This window comes from Longimicrobium sp. (genome assembly GCF_036399935.1).
Lineage (GTDB): Bacteria > Gemmatimonadota > Gemmatimonadetes > Longimicrobiales > Longimicrobiaceae > Longimicrobium.
The window spans coordinates 83,618-100,848 of the sequence record NZ_DASWMD010000023.1 but is presented as its reverse complement, the minus strand read 5'-3'; the positions used below and the strand labels follow the sequence as shown (position 1 = coordinate 100,848).

The window sequence follows — 17,231 nt, the reverse complement described above, 5'->3', positions numbered from 1 at the left end:
GATCGAAGTCCCGTCCGCACCCGCGCGGACGGGACTCACGGTATCCAGATATCCGTCAGCCCAAAGTCGTTGCCCACGAACAGCAGTGGTCGATTCTCCACCCGCGCGACCGCGTAGCTCAGGCAATCGCCAAAGTTGAGCTTAGCGGGGTGCCGGCCCTTGCCGAACTGGTCGAACGCTTCCACCGCGACAATCCAGTGCGTGGCAAGGAACGGGATCTCCGCAACCCGAAACGTATCCCTGAACTCCGCAATCAGCCTCTCCCAATCTGGCCCCAAGCGGCGGGAGAGCACCATCCCGGTTTCGGTGAGGCTGGGAGTTCCGATCCCAACCTGTTTCTCCAGCATCAGGAGCTTAACAAGGTGATCGGAACCGTCCTCGTTGAGGATGACCGCGATTGCGGCCGAGCTGTCTACGATCATCCTTTACCGTAGCCCAGCAGCTCTGCTTTTTCCTCCCGCGTGACCCGCTTGCCACGGACCTCGCAAGGGATCTTGGGCCAGACGTCGTTCTGAAGCCAGTTCATCACCGCGCCTCTGCGCTTCAGGTAGTCGGCGTGATCGTGGATGATCGAGGTGAGAGCATCGGCCTCATCCAGCTGCAGTTCGGCCGCGATCTCCTGGATCAGGCGTTCCAGCTCGGGGTTGTCGATGGTGATCGGCATGGCTCAGCTCCGTTCGCATCGTTTGGTCGCTCCTTACGCCAACATGGCCCAGAGCGGGCATGGCATCTCTCTTGGACATCTCTCACGGGATCGAAGGCCCGTCTGCCCACCCGTGGGCGAGCCTTCAGGCTTTCCAGAGGTCCGTCAGGGGAAAGTCGTTGCCCACGAACAGCAGTGGCCGGTTCTCCACGCGCGCAACCGCATAGCTCAGGCAGTCACCGAAGTTCAGCCGCGCGGGGTGCCTCCCCTTCCCGAACTGCTCATACGCCTCCACGGCAATCACCCAGTGATGGGATGAGAACGGGACGTCCTCCAGTTCGAAGCGGGCCTTGAACTCGTCGATCAACGTCCGCCAGTCCGGGTGCGGGCGCGAAGCGAGCACGATCCCGCACTCCGCCAGGCTGGGCGTGCCCATCCCGACGTCCGCCTCTTCCAGCAGGCGGTCGGCCAATTCCTCGAAATGCGGCTCGCGCAGCATGATGGCGACCGCCGCCGACGTGTCCACGATCATTCGGGACCGTATCCGAGGATGCATGCCTTTTCTTCGCGCGTCATCTGCTTGCCCAGGTGCTCCGGCGGGATGTACGGCCACACGTCGCTCTGAAGCCAGTCCATCACGATGGCCTTTTTCCGCTGGACCTCTCGATGCTTCAGCACCAAGGCGCGGATCGCCTCGACGTCGTCGACTTCTTTTTCTTCCGCCAGCTCGCGGATGAACTGCTCCAGTTCGGGATCGTTGATCGTAATCGGCATGGGCTCGGCTCCGTTCGGGTCGTCCGGTTGCCACCTACGCTAACATGCCCTGAGCGTCCGGTCCAGTGGTCAGAAAAAATCAGTCCGGACGGTGGCGCAAACCGTATCGTCTGGCACGCTTTACATCCTGTCCTTATCTTGGCGGGCATGGTATCTCTCTTCGACATCCTGGGGCCGACGATGGTGGGGCCGTCTTCGTCGCACACGGCCGGCGCCTGCCGGCTGGGGCTGATCGCGCGCGCCGTCGCGGGCGGCATGCCCGAATCCGTCCGCATTCAGCTTCACGGCTCGTTCGCCGCCACCGGCGAAGGGCACGGAACGCATCGCGCCATCGTCGGCGGGCTGATCGGCCTGGCGCCCGACGACCTGCGGCTGCGAGAAGCCTACGACGAGGCCAAAGCGGCGGGACTCCAGTGGGAGTTCGAGGAAATCGACCTGGGCGACGAGGCGCACCCCAACACCGCCATCTTCAACGTAACGCTGGGGGGCGAGCAGCTGGTGATCCGCGGCGCGTCGCTGGGCGGGGGGCGCGTGGAGGTTTCGGAGATCGACGGGTTTCCCGTGGCGCTGGGCGGCTCGTACCACACGCTGGTGCTGCTGGCGCACGACGAGCCGGGGACCATCGCCGCCGTCGCCACCGTCCTGGCCGGCCACCACGTGAACCTGGCCACCATGCGCGTGGACCGCACCGGCCGGCACCAGGATGCGCTGATGACCATCGAGGCCGACGAGCCCGTCAGCGAGCCCGCCGTGGGGGCCATCCGCTCCTTCCCCTGGCTGCGCTGGGCGCGCGTGGTACCGAAGATCGCGTGAAAACAGGACGCGGAGCGGGTGACGCCCGCCGGGAACGGCTGCCGCGGTTTTTGCAGACGTGCGGGCAGACGAAACCCTGTACCGCGTAGCCGTTCATGCACAAATCCATCGAATCGCTGATCCGCGACGCCGAGCAGAGCGGCCGCCCGCTCCCCCAGGTGGTGCTGGACAGGGAGTCCGCCGAAATGGGGATCGCGCCGGAGAAGATCCGCGCGCGCATCGGGCAGACCTTGGGCGTAATGCGGGGCGCCATCGCCGAGGGGCTGGAGGGCAAGGTCCGCTCGGCCTCGGGGCTCACCGGCGGGCGCTCCAAGCGGCTGTGGGACGACGGCCCGCGCATCCTGGGCCCCCGCGTGACCACCATCCTGGCCCGCGCCATCTCCACGCTGGAGGTGAACGCCGCGATGGGTCTGATCGTGGCCGCGCCCACGGCGGGCGCGGCGGGCGTGCTGCCGGCCATCCTGATCTCGGTGGACGAGTTCGCGGAGGGCGGCATGGGCGAGGACCGGCTGATCGACGCCATGCTGGTGGCGGGCGGCGTGGGCGGGGTGATCGCCCAGCGCGCCTCGCTGGCGGGCGCCGAGGGCGGCTGCCAGGCCGAGACCGGCACGGCGGCGGCGATGGGGGCGGCGGCGGTCACCTGGCTGCACGGGGGAACGCACGAGCAGATCTCCACCTCCATCGCGCTCTGCCTGCAGGGAATGCTGGGGCTGATCTGCGATCCGATCGGCGGCCTGGTGGAAATCCCCTGCATCTACCGGAACGCCAGCGCCGCCATGCAGGCCATCGCCGCGGCCGAGATGGCGCTCGCCAACCTGGATTTCCCGGTGTCGGCCGACGAGGTGATCGACGTGATGGGCGAGGTGGGCCGCCGGATGCCGTCGGCCTATCGCGAAACCGCGATGGGCGGGCTGGCCGCCACGCCCTCGGCGCAGCGGCTGGTGCAGATCCGTCCCACCAAGCGCCCGTCCGGGGCCAGCAGCTAGGGGCCCTCACCCCGGGAGGGGCCCCTTCGCCCGCTGGACACGGCCGCTCCACGGTGAAACTTTGTCCCGGGGCGGCGCGTATCCGGTCAGGTGAATCGAATGATGATGATCCCGTTTTCCGTACTCCTGACCATCCTGGTCGCCGGCCTGGTGGCCCGCTGGGTCGTGGCGGCCTGGCCCGGCGGCGACGGACACGAGCTGGCGGGGCGTGACGCGCAGATCCGCCGGCTTCGCGAGGAGATGGATACCCTGCAGTCCGAGGTGCGGCGCCTGAGCGAGGAGCAGTCGTTCATGGTGCGCCTGCTGTCCAAGGGCGACGGCCCATCCGCCGGCCAGCTTCCGCCGCCCGCGAACGAACCCCAATCGGAGAGCCCCTGATGGTGACCCGCGAGGACGTGGTGAACTTCCTGAACCGCATGGAAATGGGGTACGAGGAAGTAGACGATGGCATGTGGCTGGCCTACCCCGGCGAGCCCGACGGAGGCGCGCCGCTGGTGATCAGCCATGCGCCGCCGCTGCTGGTGTTCCGCCTGAAGGTGCTCGACGCGCCGCGCGATGGGCAGAAGTGCACCGAGCTGTACCGCCGCCTGCTGGAGGCCAACGCCACCGACCTGGTGCACGCAGCCTACGGGCTGGAGCAGGACGACGTGATCCTCACCGAGTCGATGGAGCTGGAAAACCTGGACTTCAACGAGTTCCAGGCCACCGTCGACTCGTTCCAGATGGCGATCGCGACCCACCTGGAGTCGCTCGCCACGTTCCGCGACTGCTGACGGCTTTCTTTTCGCTGACCAACACGTCCGGCGCACGCCCGGCCCCGCACGGCCCGGCGCACCCAAAGGACCCAGAACGGCTAGGACGATGGGGATCTTCACGAAGCTCAAGATGCTGGTCCGGTCGAACCTGAACGACCTGATCGCCCAGGCGGAGAACCCGGAGAAGATGCTCGAGCAGGTCATCATCGACATGCGCGAGCAGCAGACCCGGGCCAAGCAGGAGGTGGCGCTCGCCATCGCCGAAGAGCGCAAGCTCAAGTCGCAGGTGGACGCCGAAGCCCGCCAGGCGCAGGAGTGGGAGCGCCGCGCCATGCTGGCCGTTCAATCCGGGGGCGACGACCTGGCCCGGCAGGCGCTGACGCGCCAGCAGGAGTACGCGCAGCGCGCCCAGAGCATGCACGAAACCTGGCAGCGGCAGGTGGCCGACACCGAAAAGGTGAAGGACGCGCTGCGGCAGCTGCAGGTGAAGATCGAGGAGGCGCAGCGCAAGAAGAACCTGCTGATCGCCAAGCAGAAGCGCGCGCAGGCGCAGCGCCGCATCCACGAGACCATGGCCGGCCTGTCCGACACGTCGGCGTTCGAAACGTTCGAGCGGATGGCGCAGAAGATCGAGCACAACGAGCGCCTGGCGCTGGCCGCCGCCGAGGTGTCGGAAGAACTCTCGGGCGACCCGCTGGAGCGGCAGTTCCGCGCGCTGGAGGCCGGCGGCGGCAGCGCCGACGTGGAGTACCGGCTGCTGGAGCTGAAGGCCAAGGCCGGGCTGGGGCTTCCCCCCGGCGCCGGGCAGCAGGCCCTGCCGCAGGGCTCGGGCGCCCCGCGCCTGGGCGCCGGCCAGCCCGCCGCCCACCCGAACGACATGTCGGTGCACGACGCCGAGTTGGTGGACGACGACGCGGGGGCGCACACGGCGGCCGAGCGCACGGCCTACGCGCCGCCCCCTACCGCTGACGCCACCCAGGCGCACGGCGGCGGCAACCTCGCCGACGCCGACCTCGCTGCCCGTATCGACGCGCTCAACCGCGGCTGAGCGCCACCTGGGGAGCAAAAAAGACGCGGGGCCGGCAGCGATGCCGGCCCCGCGCTTCTGCGTTCGCTCACGCGTTTAGAGTCCAGCGCGTCCCTGTCAGGCCTGGGGCGGGGAAAATTCCACCGTCATGCGCAGCGTGAACGGTACCGCTCGCCCGTCGCGCAGCGCGGGCAGAAAGCGCACGTTGCGCAGGGCCGCTTCTGCCGCCGGACCGAAGCGGGAGTCGTAGTTCAGCGAAACTTCCCGCTCGACGACCTCCCCGTTGACCCGTTCACGAACGACCATGCGGGCCTCATCGGCGGGATTGGGGAGCGACGCGCGCTGAACCGCCTGGACGTCCTGCACGATGCCGCGGTCATCGAGCCTGATGTCCACCAGCACCGATCCGCGGACCCGCTGCGCGAGCAGATCGCGTGGATAGTGCCGGCGGAGGCTTGCCCCGATTGCCCCCTCGTCGGCGGGTGAGGGCAGATGGGAAAGCCCGGTAAGCTCCTGCAGCTGGGCGGAGGCGACCCGGCGGTCGTGCGCGGCGGACTTGCTCGCCGACAACGGCGACGCCCGTTCCGCTTCCGCGGCTCCATCCCCGCAGCCGGTCACGACCAGGAACGCGGCGGATGCGAGAGCCAGCCCGAACGCATGTCGACCCATCCTCTTACCTCGTTCCGTGGGAATCAGAAAGTCCGAACGCAATCGGCCAAGATGAATCTGTTCGGCGCAGATTTCGATGTCAACGACCTTCCTGTCGACGCCTGCCGCACTTCTCCTTGACGGTGGCGGCGCGTAGGTTACGCTTGACTCGAACCCGATCGCCCAAGCCATCGCATGAGCTCCGCCGACCGACAGCAGAACGCTCCCCGGCCCTCGCCCTTCGCCGTGCTCACGGCGGCGGTGGCGGCGGTGCTGCTGCTGCTCTTCGTCTACAGTGTCGCACAGGTGCTGCTGCTGTTCTTCGTGGCGGCCCTGTTCGCGCTGTACCTGGGCTCGATCATCGGCTTCCTGGAAGAGCGGGCGCGGCTGCCCCGGGCCGCGGGGCTGCTCGTCGCGCTGGCGCTGACGGGGCTGTGGGCGTTCGCCGTCGGGTGGCTGGTGCTGCCGCCGGTGGCCCGGCAGACGCAGGCGCTGATCACGGCGCTCCCCGGGCAGATCCAGGTGTGGACGGCCAGCCTGCGCGAGCTGGTGGAGCGGTATCCCCTGCTGGCCACGGTGCTGCCGCCCGAGCGGCTGAACGAGCAGCTTTCCACCGTGGCCAACAACGCGGGGCGCTTCGCGGCGGGCATCTTTCCCGTGGTGTTCGACACGCTGCACTTCCTCATCAACCTGGTCAGCGTGATGGTGATGGGGATCTACATGGCGCTGCGCCCGGAGCTGTACCGCGAGGGCGTGGTTCTGCTCGCGCCGCCGGTGCACCGCGAGCTGGTGCGCGACATTTTGGCCGATCTCGGCAAGTCGCTGCGCGCGTGGATCGGCGGGCAGTTCCTGGCCATGGTGTTCCTGGGCGTGCTTACGTGGATCGGGCTGGAACTGCTGAACGTGCCGTTCGCGCTGGCGTTCGGCGTGTTCACGGGGGTGGTGGTGATGGTGCCGTTCTTCGGCAGCCTGGTGTCGACGCTGCTCCCCGCCCTGTTCGTTTTGGGGACGGGGGGCGCGGTGCAGGCGTGGCTGGTGGTGCTGCTGGGGGTGGTGGTGCACCTGATCGAAGCCAACTTCGTGCACCCGCTGATCATGGAGCGGCGCGTGCACCTGCCGCCCGTGCTCACCATCCTCAGCGTGCTGATCATGGCCGACCTGCTGGGCCCCATCGGCCTGCTGGTGGCGGTGCCGGTGCTGGCCTCGCTGATGGTGATCATCCGCCGGATCTACGTGCACCGGCTGCTGGAAGGAAAGGGCTTCCGCCGCTTTGTCCGCGATGCCCCGGCCGAGGTCCGCGTACCGGAATCGGCCATGAGGCTGGAAGGGGCGCCGGTGAGCATTCCGGCGATGCTCGAGGAGGCCGGTTCGGCGCCACGATAGTGCGTGAGTGCGTTAGTGCGTGAGTGCGGAAGGGATCGCCTCGCGCACCACCGCTCGCGCGCGCCCGGATCAAAAACGCACTAACGCACTCACGCACTAACGCACTCACGCACTCACGCACTCACGCACTTCAAGCACTCACGCACTTCCCCACCATGAATCACGACCTCACGACGTACCGCTACCTGGTGGTGGCCGAGGGGCAGTTCGGGCCGCTGACCAGCAAGACGGCCAACAGTGCCGTCCGCTTTCTTCCCGACCGGGTGCTGGGGGTGATGGACTCGCGCCTGGCCGGCAGGACCGTGCAGGACGTCCTTGGATTCGGGGGCGGCATTCCCGTGGTCGGAACGCTGGACGAGGGGCTGGCGCTGGGTCCCACGGCCCTGCTCATCGGCATTGCGCCGCAGGGGGGCGCGCTTCCGCCCGAGTGGCGGCCCATGCTGCGTCAGGCGATCGCGGCGGGGCTGCCGATCGTCGCGGGGCTTCACTCGCACATCGCCGACGACCCGGAGCTCGCCGGCCTCGCGGCGGAGCGCGGCGTTCCCATCCACGACCTGCGCAAGGCGCCGATGGACCTGCCCGTGAGCGGCGGGCGGGCGCGGAACGTGGATGCGTACACCGTGCTCACCGTGGGCACCGACTGCAACATCGGCAAAATGACCGCCGGGCTGCACATCCGCGACGCGCTTACTCGCCGCGGCACGAAGGTGGGCTTCGCGGCCACGGGGCAGACGGGAATCCTGATCGAGGGATGGGGGATCGCCGTCGATGCCGTGGTGGCCGACTTCATCAGCGGCGCGGCGGAGCGGCTGGTGCTGCGGGCCGCGGAGGGGAACGACGTGGTGCTGGTGGAGGGCCAGGGCTCGCTGGTGCACCCGGGCTACTCGGGCGTCACCCTGGGACTGCTGCACGGGTCCATGCCCGACGGGATGATCCTGTGCCACCAGCCCACACGCACCTGCCCGTACGGCGGCGGCGGCGTATACGCGTGGATGCCGCTCCCCACGGTGCCGGAGATGATCACCATCTGCGAGAGCGCCATCGCGCCGCTGCGGCCCTCGAAGGTGATCGGGATCTCGCTGGTGACGTTCGACATGGACGAGGCCGCCGCGCGAGACGCCATCGCGCGTACGGCGGACGAGACCGGACTGCCGGTGACGGACCCCGTGCGCTTCGGTTCGGAGCCCCTGGCCGACGCCATCCTCGCCGCGGCCGCGCAGAAGCGCCCGGCACCGCGGCCAGGCTGACGAAAACGAAAAGCCCCGCTGGATGGCGGGGCTTCTTCGATTTTCGGTGCGGCCGTTCAGGTCAGCAGCAGCAGGTCTGCTCGCAGCAGCAGTCCGCGCAGCAGTCGCCCTCACAGCAGCACTTGTCGCAGCAGCAGGTCTTGGGATCGGTCATGGCGTCTCGCTGGTTCACGTGGGTGCAGCCACAACGGTAACCGCATGGCGCGCCGCGCACAAGCGCGCCGGGCTCACCACTGGATGGTGCCCTGCTTGCTGGTGTCTACCTCTTCGGCGTCGCCGCTCCTGAAGAGGAACTTTTCCGTCTGGTCGTACAGGAACGTCTTGGCCTCGGGGTCGCGCACGTTCAGGCCGTTGTGGTTGATGAGCATGGTCTGCTGCTTCAGCCACAGGGCCCAGCACTCCTGGCAGATGGAGGCGTGGATGCGCTTTCCCAGGTCGTTGTTGAACGGCGCGAACGGCATTCCCGCCCTGGTTTCTCCGCAGCGCCCGCAGGTGACGTCGGCCATCTGAGTCGGTTGGTTGTTCGTGTTGGTCAGGCGCGCCCGCCGGGCGCATCAGCTTCCACCGAATGTAACCCGTGGCGCAAGGCGCGGTCCAATCCCCATGCCCGATCCCATTCCCGCGCGCCTCTCCGACGAGGGCCGCACCGCCACCTGGAACCCGGCGATGACCTTTGCATCGCACGTGCTGGTGCGGGTGCGCCTCCCGGACGGCCGCGTGGAGGAGCGCCGCTCCATGAACAGCGGCCGCACCCGTGTCCGCGGCGAGGAGCTCATCGAGGCGATCCTCGCGGCCGATGACCCGGGCTGATCCACCCCTGTCCGAACCGGCCCCGCTCCGCCGTTTACGGGTGCGATCCACATCGCCCTCCTCCAACGTATCGCCGATGAGCCTTCGATTCGCCATTCCCCTCCTGATGGCGTCCGCCCTGGGCTGCGCCGCGCCCGCCGAGCCCAAGGCGGGCGCCACCGATGCTGTCGTGGAGCTGGATGCGTTCAGCGGGCGCCCCAATCCCCGGTGGGTCCTGAGCGAAACCGACGCGGTGGAACTTGCCGAACGACTGCGCGCGCTTTCACCAGCCGCTGCCGCGGAACTGCCGCCGGGGATCCTGGGTTTCCGCGGATTCCGGATCCACAACCCGGGCGGCGACGCCGGCATCCCCGAACACGTGTACATCAGCCACGACGGCGTGGTGATGGTCGGCAGCGAGCCTGGAGATGCGAAGTACTACCGGGACAATGGCGGGGCACGGCAGTGGCTGAAGGCCGATGCGCGGAAGCGCGGCTACGGCGGCGTGTTCTGATGTGCGGCGTCTGACCGGCCGATGCGGTCATGCCGGTCGGCCGCAGTACCGGCAGGCGGGTGCGTCGGCGGCGATGGCGGCCCCGCAGCCCGGGCAGGGGATCGCGCCGGCCCGGGCGCGGTCCGGCTTCGCCAGGGCGCGGGCGGGCAGCACGCGGGCAAGGCGGGCGTAGAGGTCGCGTGCACTCGCGATTCCTCCCTCCGCCGGCCCGAACTCCACCTGCTGCGGCCACCCTGTCACCGAGTCGGTCGCCAGCACCACGGTTCCCGTAGCCTCGGCGACCCACAGGTGCGTGGACCGGCTGACGTCCACCATCACCGCCAGCTTCGCTACGTCCACCGGCACGAGGAACAGCTTCTCCGCCGCGGCCAGCAGCTCCACCACCTGCCCGGCTTCCAGTTCCGGAAGCCCGCCCCGGTACGTCACCAGGCCCACCAGCTTCGCCGACGCGGGAACGATGGCGCGCTGCCTTCGCAGTGCCTCGTCCTTCTGCCGCCGCGCTTCCAATTCGTCGCGTTCCTTCGCGCGCCACGCCTCCGCCTCGGCCTCACGCGCCCGCTTGTGCGACTTCAGCGCCATCCAGTACCCGGCACCCGCGACGACCGCGGAGGCCACGAAATGCCCGCGCATCGCCAGGCTGGTGCCCGTCACCATCCACATCCAGATCAGGGCGAAGATCAGGCACCCCTGCCCCGCCTGCAGATGAAAATTCCCCAGCAGGGCGATGAAGAACGCGGCGATCACCGCCATCCCGTACAGTCCCAGGACAGCATTGTCGGCTGCGGGCTGCGCTTGGATCAACAGAAGCATGGTCATGGTGCCGTGTGGATCTTGCTACGAGAACGCGCGGTCCCGCGCGCCAGCATAACCTGGCGCTCGCGCGCCGGTCCGTCCAGCCACCGGAGCCCGGACCTTGCGATGCCCCGCGCGGCGGGCGATTTTGCGGGTTCCAGGGAAACGGAGAGAATGGACTACACGACCATCGACACCCCCGAGGCACTTCGCGAGCTGGCGCAGACGCTGCGCGCGGAGCCGCTGCTGGGCGTAGACACCGAAGCCGCCGGCTACCACCGCTACTTCGACCGGCTGAGCCTGCTGCAGGTTTCGTCGCGCACGCAGAACTGGCTGGTGGATCCGCTCGCCGTCGAGGACCTGTCGCCGCTGAAGGAGGTGCTGGAAGATCCCTCGATCGAAAAGATCTTCCACGACGCCGACTACGACCTGCGCATCCTTGACCGAGACGCCGGGATGGGCATTTCGGGGCTGTTCGACACGCAGATCGCCGCCGCCTTCCTGGGCGAGCGCGCCCTGGGGCTGGGCACCATCGTCGAAAAGCACCTGGGGATCAAGCTTCCCAAGGAGTTCCAGCGCGCCGACTGGGCCGAGCGCCCGCTGTCGGAGGGGATGAAGCAGTACGCCGCCACCGACACGGCGCACCTTCCCGACCTGCGCGACCGCCTGAAGGCGGCGCTGGAGCAGATGGGCCGGCTGCACTGGGCGCAGGAGGAGTTCCTTCGCCGCGAGGGAACGCGCTGGACGGAGCCGGAAGACGGCAAGGAAGCGTTCATGCGCATCAAGGGCGCGCGCGACCTGGCCCCGCGCGGCCTGGCCATCCTCCGCGAGCTTCACGCGTGGCGCGAGGGCGTGGCCCGCGAGCGCGACCAGGCCACCTTCCGCATCCTGGGCAACCAGGCGCTGCTGGAGATGAGCGCCTCGCCCCCGGGAAGCATGCGCGACCTGCCGTCCGTCACCGGCATTTCCGAGGGACTGGCGCAACGCCGCGGGCGCGACATCCTGGCCGCCGTGCAGCGCGGCCTGGACGTGCCGGAGGACCAGCTTCCGCGCTGGCCGCGGGGACAGCGCTTCGAACGCGACCCGGAGCAGGAGGCCCGCTTCGAGGCCCTGCGCGACGCCCGCACCCGCCTGGCCGACCAGCTAAACCTGGACGCGGGCTTCCTGATCCCGCGCGCCACGCTCGAGGAAATCGCCCGGGCGCAGCCCCGCACCATCGACGAGCTGGCGCAGGTGCCCGGCGTGCGCACCTGGCAGGTAGAGGCGGTGGGCCAGGGCCTGCTGAAAGCCATCAACCGCGGCTGACGAATCGCCGACGACCTGGAGAATAGACCGGATGAGGAGCATCACCGACGATCATGGCCGCACCTGGGAAGCGGTCGCCCTGCCCACCAAAGTGGCGCACCTGCGCAACGGCGCACTGCTGGCCTTTCGCCTGGCCGACGAGCCGGGCACGGAGCCCGTTACCGCGCCCATCGACTTCAACAGCATCGATGCGGCGCACCTGGCCATCGGCACGATGAGCGAGAAGGAGCTGCGGCGCCGGCTGGAGTGGGCCAAGACGGCGGCGGGGATCGCCTGAACGGCAGGAAATAGGAGATCGGGATCAAGGAACAGGAGCAGCCCCCGGCGCCAGCGGCGTCGGGGGCTGTTTCCGTTCTCCCCGGCAGCGGCCCTTGACATAGGGTATGGGGGTATATAAAATGGTACCCGTGGGGGGTAATTCGGAGGAGTTCTGCACGGGAGGGGATGATGGAAAAGCTGACGCTGAAAATCGACGGGATGAGCTGCGGGCACTGCGTGGGAGCGGTCAGGCGCGCGCTGGAGGGGATCGATGGGGTGCAGGTGGAGAGCGTTCGCGTGGGCGAGGCGGAGGTGCGGTACGATCCGCGCGCGGTCACCACGGATGCGATCGCCTCGGCCATCGCGGACGAGGGCTATCAGCCGCGAGGTGCGTGATGAACGCCACCGAGTGGATGGTAGTGGTGGGCGGACTTGCCGCCATCGCCTGGGTCAACTGGTACTTCTTTCTCGCGGGCCGCACCACGGCGGAGGCGGCGGTCGGCGCGGCGGGGGTGCAGCAGGTGACCATCACCGTGCAGGGCGGCTACCAGCCCGCGCACGTGAAGGTGAAGCAGGGGTCGCCCGTGCGGCTGGTTTTCGATCGCCAGGAGACTTCCGGGTGCTCGGAGGAGGTGGTCTTTCCCGACTTCGGCATCCGCAAGTTCCTGCCGGCGCACAAGCAGACCGCGATCGAGATCACGCCCGAGCGCGCGGGCAGCTACGAGTTCACCTGCGGCATGAGCATGCTTCGCGGCAGGCTCACGGTCGAGTGAAAGGGTGAGAGACAGCATGCAAAGCACTCACGAGCACCACACGCACGCGGGGACGCCGCCGACGATGGCGACGATGCAGCCGGCGGCCGGCAAGGTGACGATTCCCGTCAGCGGCATGACGTGCGCCGCCTGCTCCGGCCGCGTGCAGCGGGCGCTGGAAAAGCAGCCCGGCGTGCAGGCCGCGGCCGTGAACCTGATGACGAAGAACGCCACGGTTCACTTCGACCCGGGCGCCACCTCGCCCCAGGCGCTGGTGGAGACGATCCGAGGCACCGGCTACGGCGCCGACCTGGCCCGCGACGACCAGACGGCGTTTGCGGAGCAGGAGGCGCAGGACCGCGCACAGGACGAGGAGTTCCGCGAGCTGCGGACCAAGGCGCTCGCCAGTTTCGCCGTGGCGATGATCGCGATGGTCGCCTCCATGCCGCTGATGGCGGCGGACGTGCACGCGGGGCACGGGGCCACGGTAGACCCGTTCATGCGCTGGGCGATGGCGTGGATGAACCCCGCGCTCGCCGGTGCCCTGCCCTGGCTGTACCAGCTTCCGCGCGGCGTGATCGCGTACGGGCTGCTGGCGCTGACAGTGGGGATCATGGGGTGGGCCGGGCGGCACTTCTACACGCGTGCCTGGGCCGCTTTCCGCCACCACTCGGCAGACATGAACACGCTGATCGCGGTCGGCACGGGGGCGGCGTTCGTCTACTCCGTGGCGGCTACGGTGGCGCCGGGCTTCTTCATCGCCCGCGGCGTGCAGCCGGACGTGTACTACGAGGCGGTGGTCTTCATCATCGCGCTGATCCTGATGGGCAACGCCATGGAGGCGCGCGCCAAGCGGCAGACCTCGTCCGCGCTCCGTGCGCTGGCGAACCTGCAGCCCAAGACGGCGCGCGTCCTCCGCGGCGGCGCCGAGTCCGACGTGCCGGTGGACGAGGTGCTGCACGGCGACCTGGTGCTGGTGCGGCCCGGCGAGCGCATTCCCGTGGACGGCCAGGTGGCCTCCGGGCAGAGCGCGGTGGACGAGTCGATGCTCACCGGCGAGTCGCTGCCGGTGCAGAAGGCTGCGGGCGACCGCGTGATCGGCGGCACCATCAACCGCACGGGCGCGTTCCGCTACACGGCCACCACGCTGGGCGCGGACAGCGTGCTCTCGCAGATCGTCAAGCTGATGCGCGACGCGCAGGGCTCGCGGGCGCCCATCCAGCGGCTGGCGGACCGCATCAGCGCCATCTTCGTTCCCGTGGTCCTGTCCATCGCCATCGCCACCTTCGTGGTCTGGTTCGTGGCGGCTGATGCGGCACCCGGGGTGCGCGCCTTCGCCGCGGCGGTGGCGGTGCTGATCATCGCCTGCCCGTGCGCCATGGGGCTCGCCGTGCCCACGGCGGTGATGGTGGCGACGGGCAAGGGCGCCGAGGCCGGCGTGCTGATCAAGGGCGGCGAGGCGCTGCAGCGGGCGCGCGACGTCCGCACGGTGGTGCTCGACAAGACGGGAACCGTCACCGAGGGGCGGCCCACGGTCACGGAGCTGATGCTGGCGCCCGGATCGCCCGTAGCGAGCGAGGGCGAGCTGCTGCGGCTGGTGGCGTCGGTGGAGGCGTCGTCCGAGCACCCGCTGGCGGATGCCATCGTCAACCGCGCGGAGGAGCTGGGGCTGCCGCTTTCGGAAGCGGAAAGCTTCCAGTCCGTCACCGGCCGCGGGGTGCTGGGCGTGGTGGACGGGCGCGCGGTGGCCATCGGAAACGCGCTGCTGATGTCGGACTACTCCGTCATGGCCGACCCGCTGCGCGAGGAGGCGCAGCGGCTGGCGGGTGAGGGCAAGACCCCGATGTACGTGGCGGTGGATGGGCAGCTCGCCGGCCTCGCCGCCGTGGCGGACCCCATCAAGCCGTCGTCGCGAGCCGCCATCACGCGGATGAAGCGGATGGGGCTGCAGGTGGTGATGCTCACCGGCGACAACCGCGCGACCGCCGAGGCCGTCGCCAGGCAGGCGGGCATCGACCGCGTGGTGGCCGAGGTGCTGCCCGAGGGCAAGGTGGCCGAGATCAAGCGCCTGCAGGAGGCGGGCGTCGTGGTGGCGATGGTGGGCGACGGCATCAACGACGCCCCCGCGCTGGCCCAGGCCGACGTGGGCATCGCCATCGGCACGGGGACGGACGTGGCGATGGAGGCCAGCGACGTCACCCTGATGCGCGGCGACCTGGGCGGCGTGGCGGCGGCCATCCACCTGTCGCGCCGGACGATGAGGACCATGAAGCAGAACCTGTTCTGGGCCTTCATCTACAACGTCGTCGGCATCCCCATCGCCGCCGGGCTGCTGTACCCGGTGTGGGGGCTGCTGCTGAGCCCCATCCTGGCCAGCGCGGCGATGGCGTTCAGCTCGGTGAGCGTGGTGGCCAACAGCCTGCGCCTGCGTGGCGTAAAGCTGGCCTGAGTACAACATGATGTGGACCAATTCCGGTCCACACACTACATTCGGTGGATCGCCCGGGCCGATGGGAGCCGGGGCGCGGACACCGGCAAAGGAGGCGGAGATGAGCGTTGATACGACGAAGGCGGGCGTGCTGGAGGTGACGGACCAGACCTTCGCGGCCGAGGTGGAGGGTGCGCAGGGGCTGGTGCTGGTGGACTTCGGCGCCGCGTGGTGCGCGCCGTGCCGGATGATGGACCCGGCGGTGAAGCAGATCGCCGGCGACTACGCCGGGCGGGTGAAGGTGGCCAAGGTGGATACCGACGCCAACCTGCAGGTGAGCACGCGCTTCAACATCCGCTCGCTCCCCACCTTTTTGATCTTCCGCGACGGCAAGGTGGTGGACCAGGTGATCGGGGCCGTGCCGCGGCAGGCCATCGAGAACAAACTGGCGGCGCTGCTGTAGGCCGCATCCACGCGCGAACCGGGACGAGAGATGGCGACGAACAGCGGCGATGGAGCGATGGAGGCGGATGCCGCCACCTGCGGCTGCGGGTGCGGCACGGGCGGGGAGGGCGATCGGCACGCCCTCGCGGTGGACGGGGCCATCAAGGACCGCAACCTCAAGCGGCTGCGGCGCATCGAGGGCCAGGTGCGCGGCCTTCAGCGGATGGTGGAAGAAGACCGCTACTGCGCCGACATCATGACCCAGATCGCCTCCGTGCACGAGGCGCTGCGCAGCGTGGGCCGCGAGCTGATGCGCAACCACCTGAAGCATTGCGCCGCCGGCGCCATCACGGGTGGCGGCGACGGTGCCGAAAAGATGTACGACGAGCTGATCGACATGATGTACAAGAACGTCCGCTAGCTTGTACAAGGATTGTTCAGTGAACACTCCCGCGTGTTCGGTACGGTGTTCGGAACCGGCGCGAACGGATCGCCGCGGGAGGTCCGATCAGCAGAAATCCGCATGTTTGCTGGATTTTATCGCGGATCGGGATGCGGCACGGCGAGTGCTTTAAGGAGAGCCGAACCGGGGCGATGGAAGCACCCGGCGAACCGAAACTCCGAAAGAGGCTCATCATGAAGAACCTGCTTGCAGTGCTCGCGCTCTCCGCCCTGGCCGCCTGCGGCGGTGGCGACGAAGCCGCCGAGGAGGCCTCGACCGAGGCGACCACGACGACCACCGAGAGCACCATGCCGGTGACCGATCCGGCCGCGACCACGCCGATGCCGTCGACCATGCCGATGGATTCCACCGGTGCCGCGGCCGGCGCCGCCGGCACGACCGCCGCCCCGATGGACTCGGCGGGTGGCAACACCACGCCCGAGGGCGCCGAGACGCCCACCCCGTAATCACGGGGCTGGATGGATGAAGCGGGGGGCAGGGCACCTGGTGCCCTGCCCCCGCTTCTTTTCTGCCAGGTCTACGCGAGCGCCCGGTCCACCGCGGCCTCCGCGTGGATGCGCGTCGTGTCGAACAGGGGAACCGGGGAATCGTCCGGGCCGACCAGGAGGGGGATCTCGGTGCAGCCGAGGATCACACCCTCAGCCCCGCGATCCGCCAGCGCGCGGATGATGCGGACGTACTCCCGGCGGGACTCGCCGGAAATCACGCCCTGCACAAGCTCGTCGTAGATCACCCGGTGGACCGTCTCCCGATCCACCTCGCCGGGGATCAGCGTCTCGATCCCGGAATCCGCCAGGCGCGCGTGGTAGAAGTCGTGCTCCATCGTGAAGCGCGTACCCAGCAGCGCCACCCGCGTCTTCCCCGCCGCCCGAATCGCCGCCGCCGTAGCATCGGCGATGTGGACGAAGGGCAGATCGACCTCGGACTCCGCCTGCGGCAGCACCTTGTGCATGGTGTTGGTGCACAGCAGCGCGAAGTCCGCTCCGCCCGCCTTCAGCCGCCGTGCGCCGTCCGCCAGCAGTGCAGTGCAGCCATCCCAGTCGCCCGCGTGCTGCAGCTGCGCGACATCGTTAAAATCCACGCTGTACATTACGATGCGCGCGGAATGCTGCCCGCCTACCCGCCGCCGCACCTCCTGGTTGATGATGCGGTAGTACTCGGCCGTCGACTCCCAGCTCATCCCGCCCAGCAGCCCGATCACGCGCATTCC

25 protein-coding genes are annotated in these 17,231 nt (G+C 69.0%); 17 read left to right on the top strand and 8 right to left on the bottom strand.

Annotated features, from left to right (window positions below; all coding sequences use genetic code 11):
- Positions 1-35: 35 nt before the first annotated feature.
- The 4 genes from VGB24_RS09160 to VGB24_RS09145 all read right to left on the bottom strand — a co-directional run bounded on the left by VGB24_RS09160 (position 36) and on the right by VGB24_RS09145 (position 1,417).
- Positions 36-422 carry a type II toxin-antitoxin system VapC family toxin gene (locus tag VGB24_RS09160; RefSeq protein WP_331072644.1) on the bottom strand — a complete coding sequence of 129 codons (387 nt, stop codon included), beginning with the start codon at positions 420-422 and terminating at the stop codon, positions 36-38.
- Positions 419-664 (bottom strand): hypothetical protein, encoded by a 246-nt coding sequence (locus VGB24_RS09155; RefSeq protein WP_331072643.1) that lies wholly within the window; start codon positions 662-664, stop codon positions 419-421. The genes VGB24_RS09160 and VGB24_RS09155 overlap by 4 nt, the downstream gene beginning before the upstream one ends.
- A gap of 124 nt (positions 665-788) precedes the next feature.
- The gene (locus VGB24_RS09150) at positions 789-1,175 is read right to left on the bottom strand and encodes a type II toxin-antitoxin system VapC family toxin (protein WP_331072642.1); all 387 of its coding nucleotides are present in this window, start codon (positions 1,173-1,175) and stop codon (positions 789-791) included.
- Positions 1,172-1,417 (bottom strand): hypothetical protein, encoded by a 246-nt coding sequence (locus VGB24_RS09145; protein ID WP_331072641.1) that lies wholly within the window; start codon positions 1,415-1,417, stop codon positions 1,172-1,174. Before VGB24_RS09145 ends, VGB24_RS09150 begins: the two co-directional genes overlap by 4 nt.
- 147 nt (positions 1,418-1,564) lie before the next feature.
- Here VGB24_RS09145 and sdaAB point away from each other — a divergent pair, with 147 nt between their 5' ends.
- The 5 genes from sdaAB (at position 1,565) to VGB24_RS09120 (ending at position 5,019) form a co-directional block, all read left to right on the top strand.
- Positions 1,565-2,230 (top strand): L-serine ammonia-lyase, iron-sulfur-dependent subunit beta, encoded by a 666-nt coding sequence (gene sdaAB / locus VGB24_RS09140; RefSeq protein ID WP_331072640.1) that lies wholly within the window; start codon positions 1,565-1,567, stop codon positions 2,228-2,230.
- 95 nt (positions 2,231-2,325) lie between these two features.
- Positions 2,326-3,216 carry an L-serine ammonia-lyase, iron-sulfur-dependent, subunit alpha gene (sdaAA, locus tag VGB24_RS09135; RefSeq protein WP_331072639.1) on the top strand — a complete coding sequence of 297 codons (891 nt, stop codon included), beginning with the start codon at positions 2,326-2,328 and terminating at the stop codon, positions 3,214-3,216.
- A gap of 99 nt (positions 3,217-3,315) precedes the next feature.
- The gene (locus tag VGB24_RS09130) at positions 3,316-3,594 is read left to right on the top strand and encodes a hypothetical protein (RefSeq protein WP_331072638.1); all 279 of its coding nucleotides are present in this window, start codon (positions 3,316-3,318) and stop codon (positions 3,592-3,594) included.
- On the top strand, positions 3,594-3,989 hold the full coding sequence (locus VGB24_RS09125; protein WP_331072637.1) for a hypothetical protein: 396 nt from the start codon (positions 3,594-3,596) through the stop codon (positions 3,987-3,989). Before VGB24_RS09130 ends, VGB24_RS09125 begins: the two co-directional genes overlap by 1 nt.
- An 88-nt stretch (positions 3,990-4,077) precedes the next feature.
- Positions 4,078-5,019, top strand: coding sequence for a PspA/IM30 family protein (locus VGB24_RS09120; protein WP_331072636.1), 942 nt, complete (start codon positions 4,078-4,080; stop codon positions 5,017-5,019).
- A 96-nt stretch (positions 5,020-5,115) separates the two neighbouring features.
- Here VGB24_RS09120 and VGB24_RS09115 read toward each other — a convergent pair whose 3' ends face one another.
- Positions 5,116-5,838, bottom strand: a complete 723-nt coding sequence (locus VGB24_RS09115) for a hypothetical protein (protein WP_331072635.1) — start codon at positions 5,836-5,838, stop codon at positions 5,116-5,118.
- Between the two features lie 3 nt (positions 5,839-5,841).
- On the opposite strand from VGB24_RS09115, the gene VGB24_RS09110 reads away from it, so the two are divergent.
- Positions 5,842-7,029 carry an AI-2E family transporter gene (locus VGB24_RS09110; RefSeq protein ID WP_331072634.1) on the top strand — a complete coding sequence of 396 codons (1,188 nt, stop codon included), beginning with the start codon at positions 5,842-5,844 and terminating at the stop codon, positions 7,027-7,029.
- A 155-nt stretch (positions 7,030-7,184) separates the two neighbouring features.
- A complete protein-coding gene (locus tag VGB24_RS09105; RefSeq protein WP_331072633.1) occupies positions 7,185-8,276 on the top strand; it encodes a DUF1611 domain-containing protein in 1,092 nt (363 codons plus the stop codon).
- A gap of 227 nt (positions 8,277-8,503) precedes the next feature.
- Here VGB24_RS09105 and VGB24_RS09100 read toward each other — a convergent pair whose 3' ends face one another.
- Positions 8,504-8,782 carry an oxidative damage protection protein gene (locus tag VGB24_RS09100; RefSeq protein WP_331072632.1) on the bottom strand — a complete coding sequence of 93 codons (279 nt, stop codon included), beginning with the start codon at positions 8,780-8,782 and terminating at the stop codon, positions 8,504-8,506.
- Positions 8,783-8,879: 97 nt separating this feature from the next.
- On the opposite strand from VGB24_RS09100, the gene VGB24_RS09095 reads away from it, so the two are divergent.
- Both VGB24_RS09095 and VGB24_RS09090 read left to right on the top strand, forming a co-directional pair.
- Positions 8,880-9,086 (top strand): hypothetical protein, encoded by a 207-nt coding sequence (locus tag VGB24_RS09095; RefSeq protein WP_331072631.1) that lies wholly within the window; start codon positions 8,880-8,882, stop codon positions 9,084-9,086.
- 76 nt (positions 9,087-9,162) lie between these two features.
- Positions 9,163-9,579, top strand: coding sequence for a hypothetical protein (locus VGB24_RS09090; protein WP_331072630.1), 417 nt, complete (start codon positions 9,163-9,165; stop codon positions 9,577-9,579).
- 27 nt (positions 9,580-9,606) lie between these two features.
- On the opposite strand, the gene VGB24_RS09085 is transcribed toward VGB24_RS09090, so the two are convergent.
- Positions 9,607-10,395, bottom strand: a complete 789-nt coding sequence (locus tag VGB24_RS09085; protein ID WP_331072629.1) for a hypothetical protein — start codon at positions 10,393-10,395, stop codon at positions 9,607-9,609.
- A gap of 150 nt (positions 10,396-10,545) precedes the next feature.
- Between VGB24_RS09085 and VGB24_RS09080 the strand changes: the two genes are divergently transcribed.
- From VGB24_RS09080 to VGB24_RS09045, 8 genes are all read left to right on the top strand, one after another.
- On the top strand, positions 10,546-11,676 hold the full coding sequence (locus VGB24_RS09080) for a ribonuclease D (protein ID WP_331072628.1): 1,131 nt from the start codon (positions 10,546-10,548) through the stop codon (positions 11,674-11,676).
- A gap of 31 nt (positions 11,677-11,707) precedes the next feature.
- Entirely contained in the window at positions 11,708-11,953 is a 246-nt protein-coding gene (locus VGB24_RS09075; RefSeq protein ID WP_331072627.1) for a hypothetical protein, read from the top strand.
- 167 nt (positions 11,954-12,120) lie between these two features.
- On the top strand, positions 12,121-12,330 hold the full coding sequence (locus VGB24_RS09070) for a heavy-metal-associated domain-containing protein (protein WP_331072626.1): 210 nt from the start codon (positions 12,121-12,123) through the stop codon (positions 12,328-12,330).
- Positions 12,330-12,707: a cupredoxin domain-containing protein gene (locus tag VGB24_RS09065; RefSeq protein ID WP_331072625.1), complete on the top strand. Its 378-nt coding sequence runs from the start codon at positions 12,330-12,332 to the stop codon at positions 12,705-12,707. Before VGB24_RS09070 ends, VGB24_RS09065 begins: the two co-directional genes overlap by 1 nt.
- Before the next feature lie 16 nt (positions 12,708-12,723).
- Complete coding sequence (locus tag VGB24_RS09060; protein ID WP_331072624.1) at positions 12,724-15,135, top strand: heavy metal translocating P-type ATPase; 2,412 nt, start codon at positions 12,724-12,726, stop codon at positions 15,133-15,135.
- A 100-nt stretch (positions 15,136-15,235) separates the two neighbouring features.
- Positions 15,236-15,577: a thioredoxin gene (gene trxA / locus VGB24_RS09055; protein ID WP_331072623.1), complete on the top strand. Its 342-nt coding sequence runs from the start codon at positions 15,236-15,238 to the stop codon at positions 15,575-15,577.
- A 30-nt stretch (positions 15,578-15,607) separates the two neighbouring features.
- Complete coding sequence (locus VGB24_RS09050) at positions 15,608-15,979, top strand: metal-sensitive transcriptional regulator (protein ID WP_331072622.1); 372 nt, start codon at positions 15,608-15,610, stop codon at positions 15,977-15,979.
- Positions 15,980-16,194: 215 nt separating this feature from the next.
- Positions 16,195-16,467, top strand: coding sequence for a hypothetical protein (locus tag VGB24_RS09045; protein WP_331072621.1), 273 nt, complete (start codon positions 16,195-16,197; stop codon positions 16,465-16,467).
- Positions 16,468-16,538: 71 nt separating this feature from the next.
- Here the strand turns inward: VGB24_RS09045 and VGB24_RS09040 are convergent, their stop codons facing one another.
- Positions 16,539-17,228: an aspartate/glutamate racemase family protein gene (locus VGB24_RS09040; RefSeq protein ID WP_331072620.1), complete on the bottom strand. Its 690-nt coding sequence runs from the start codon at positions 17,226-17,228 to the stop codon at positions 16,539-16,541.
- Between the last annotated feature and the right edge of the window lie 3 nt (positions 17,229-17,231).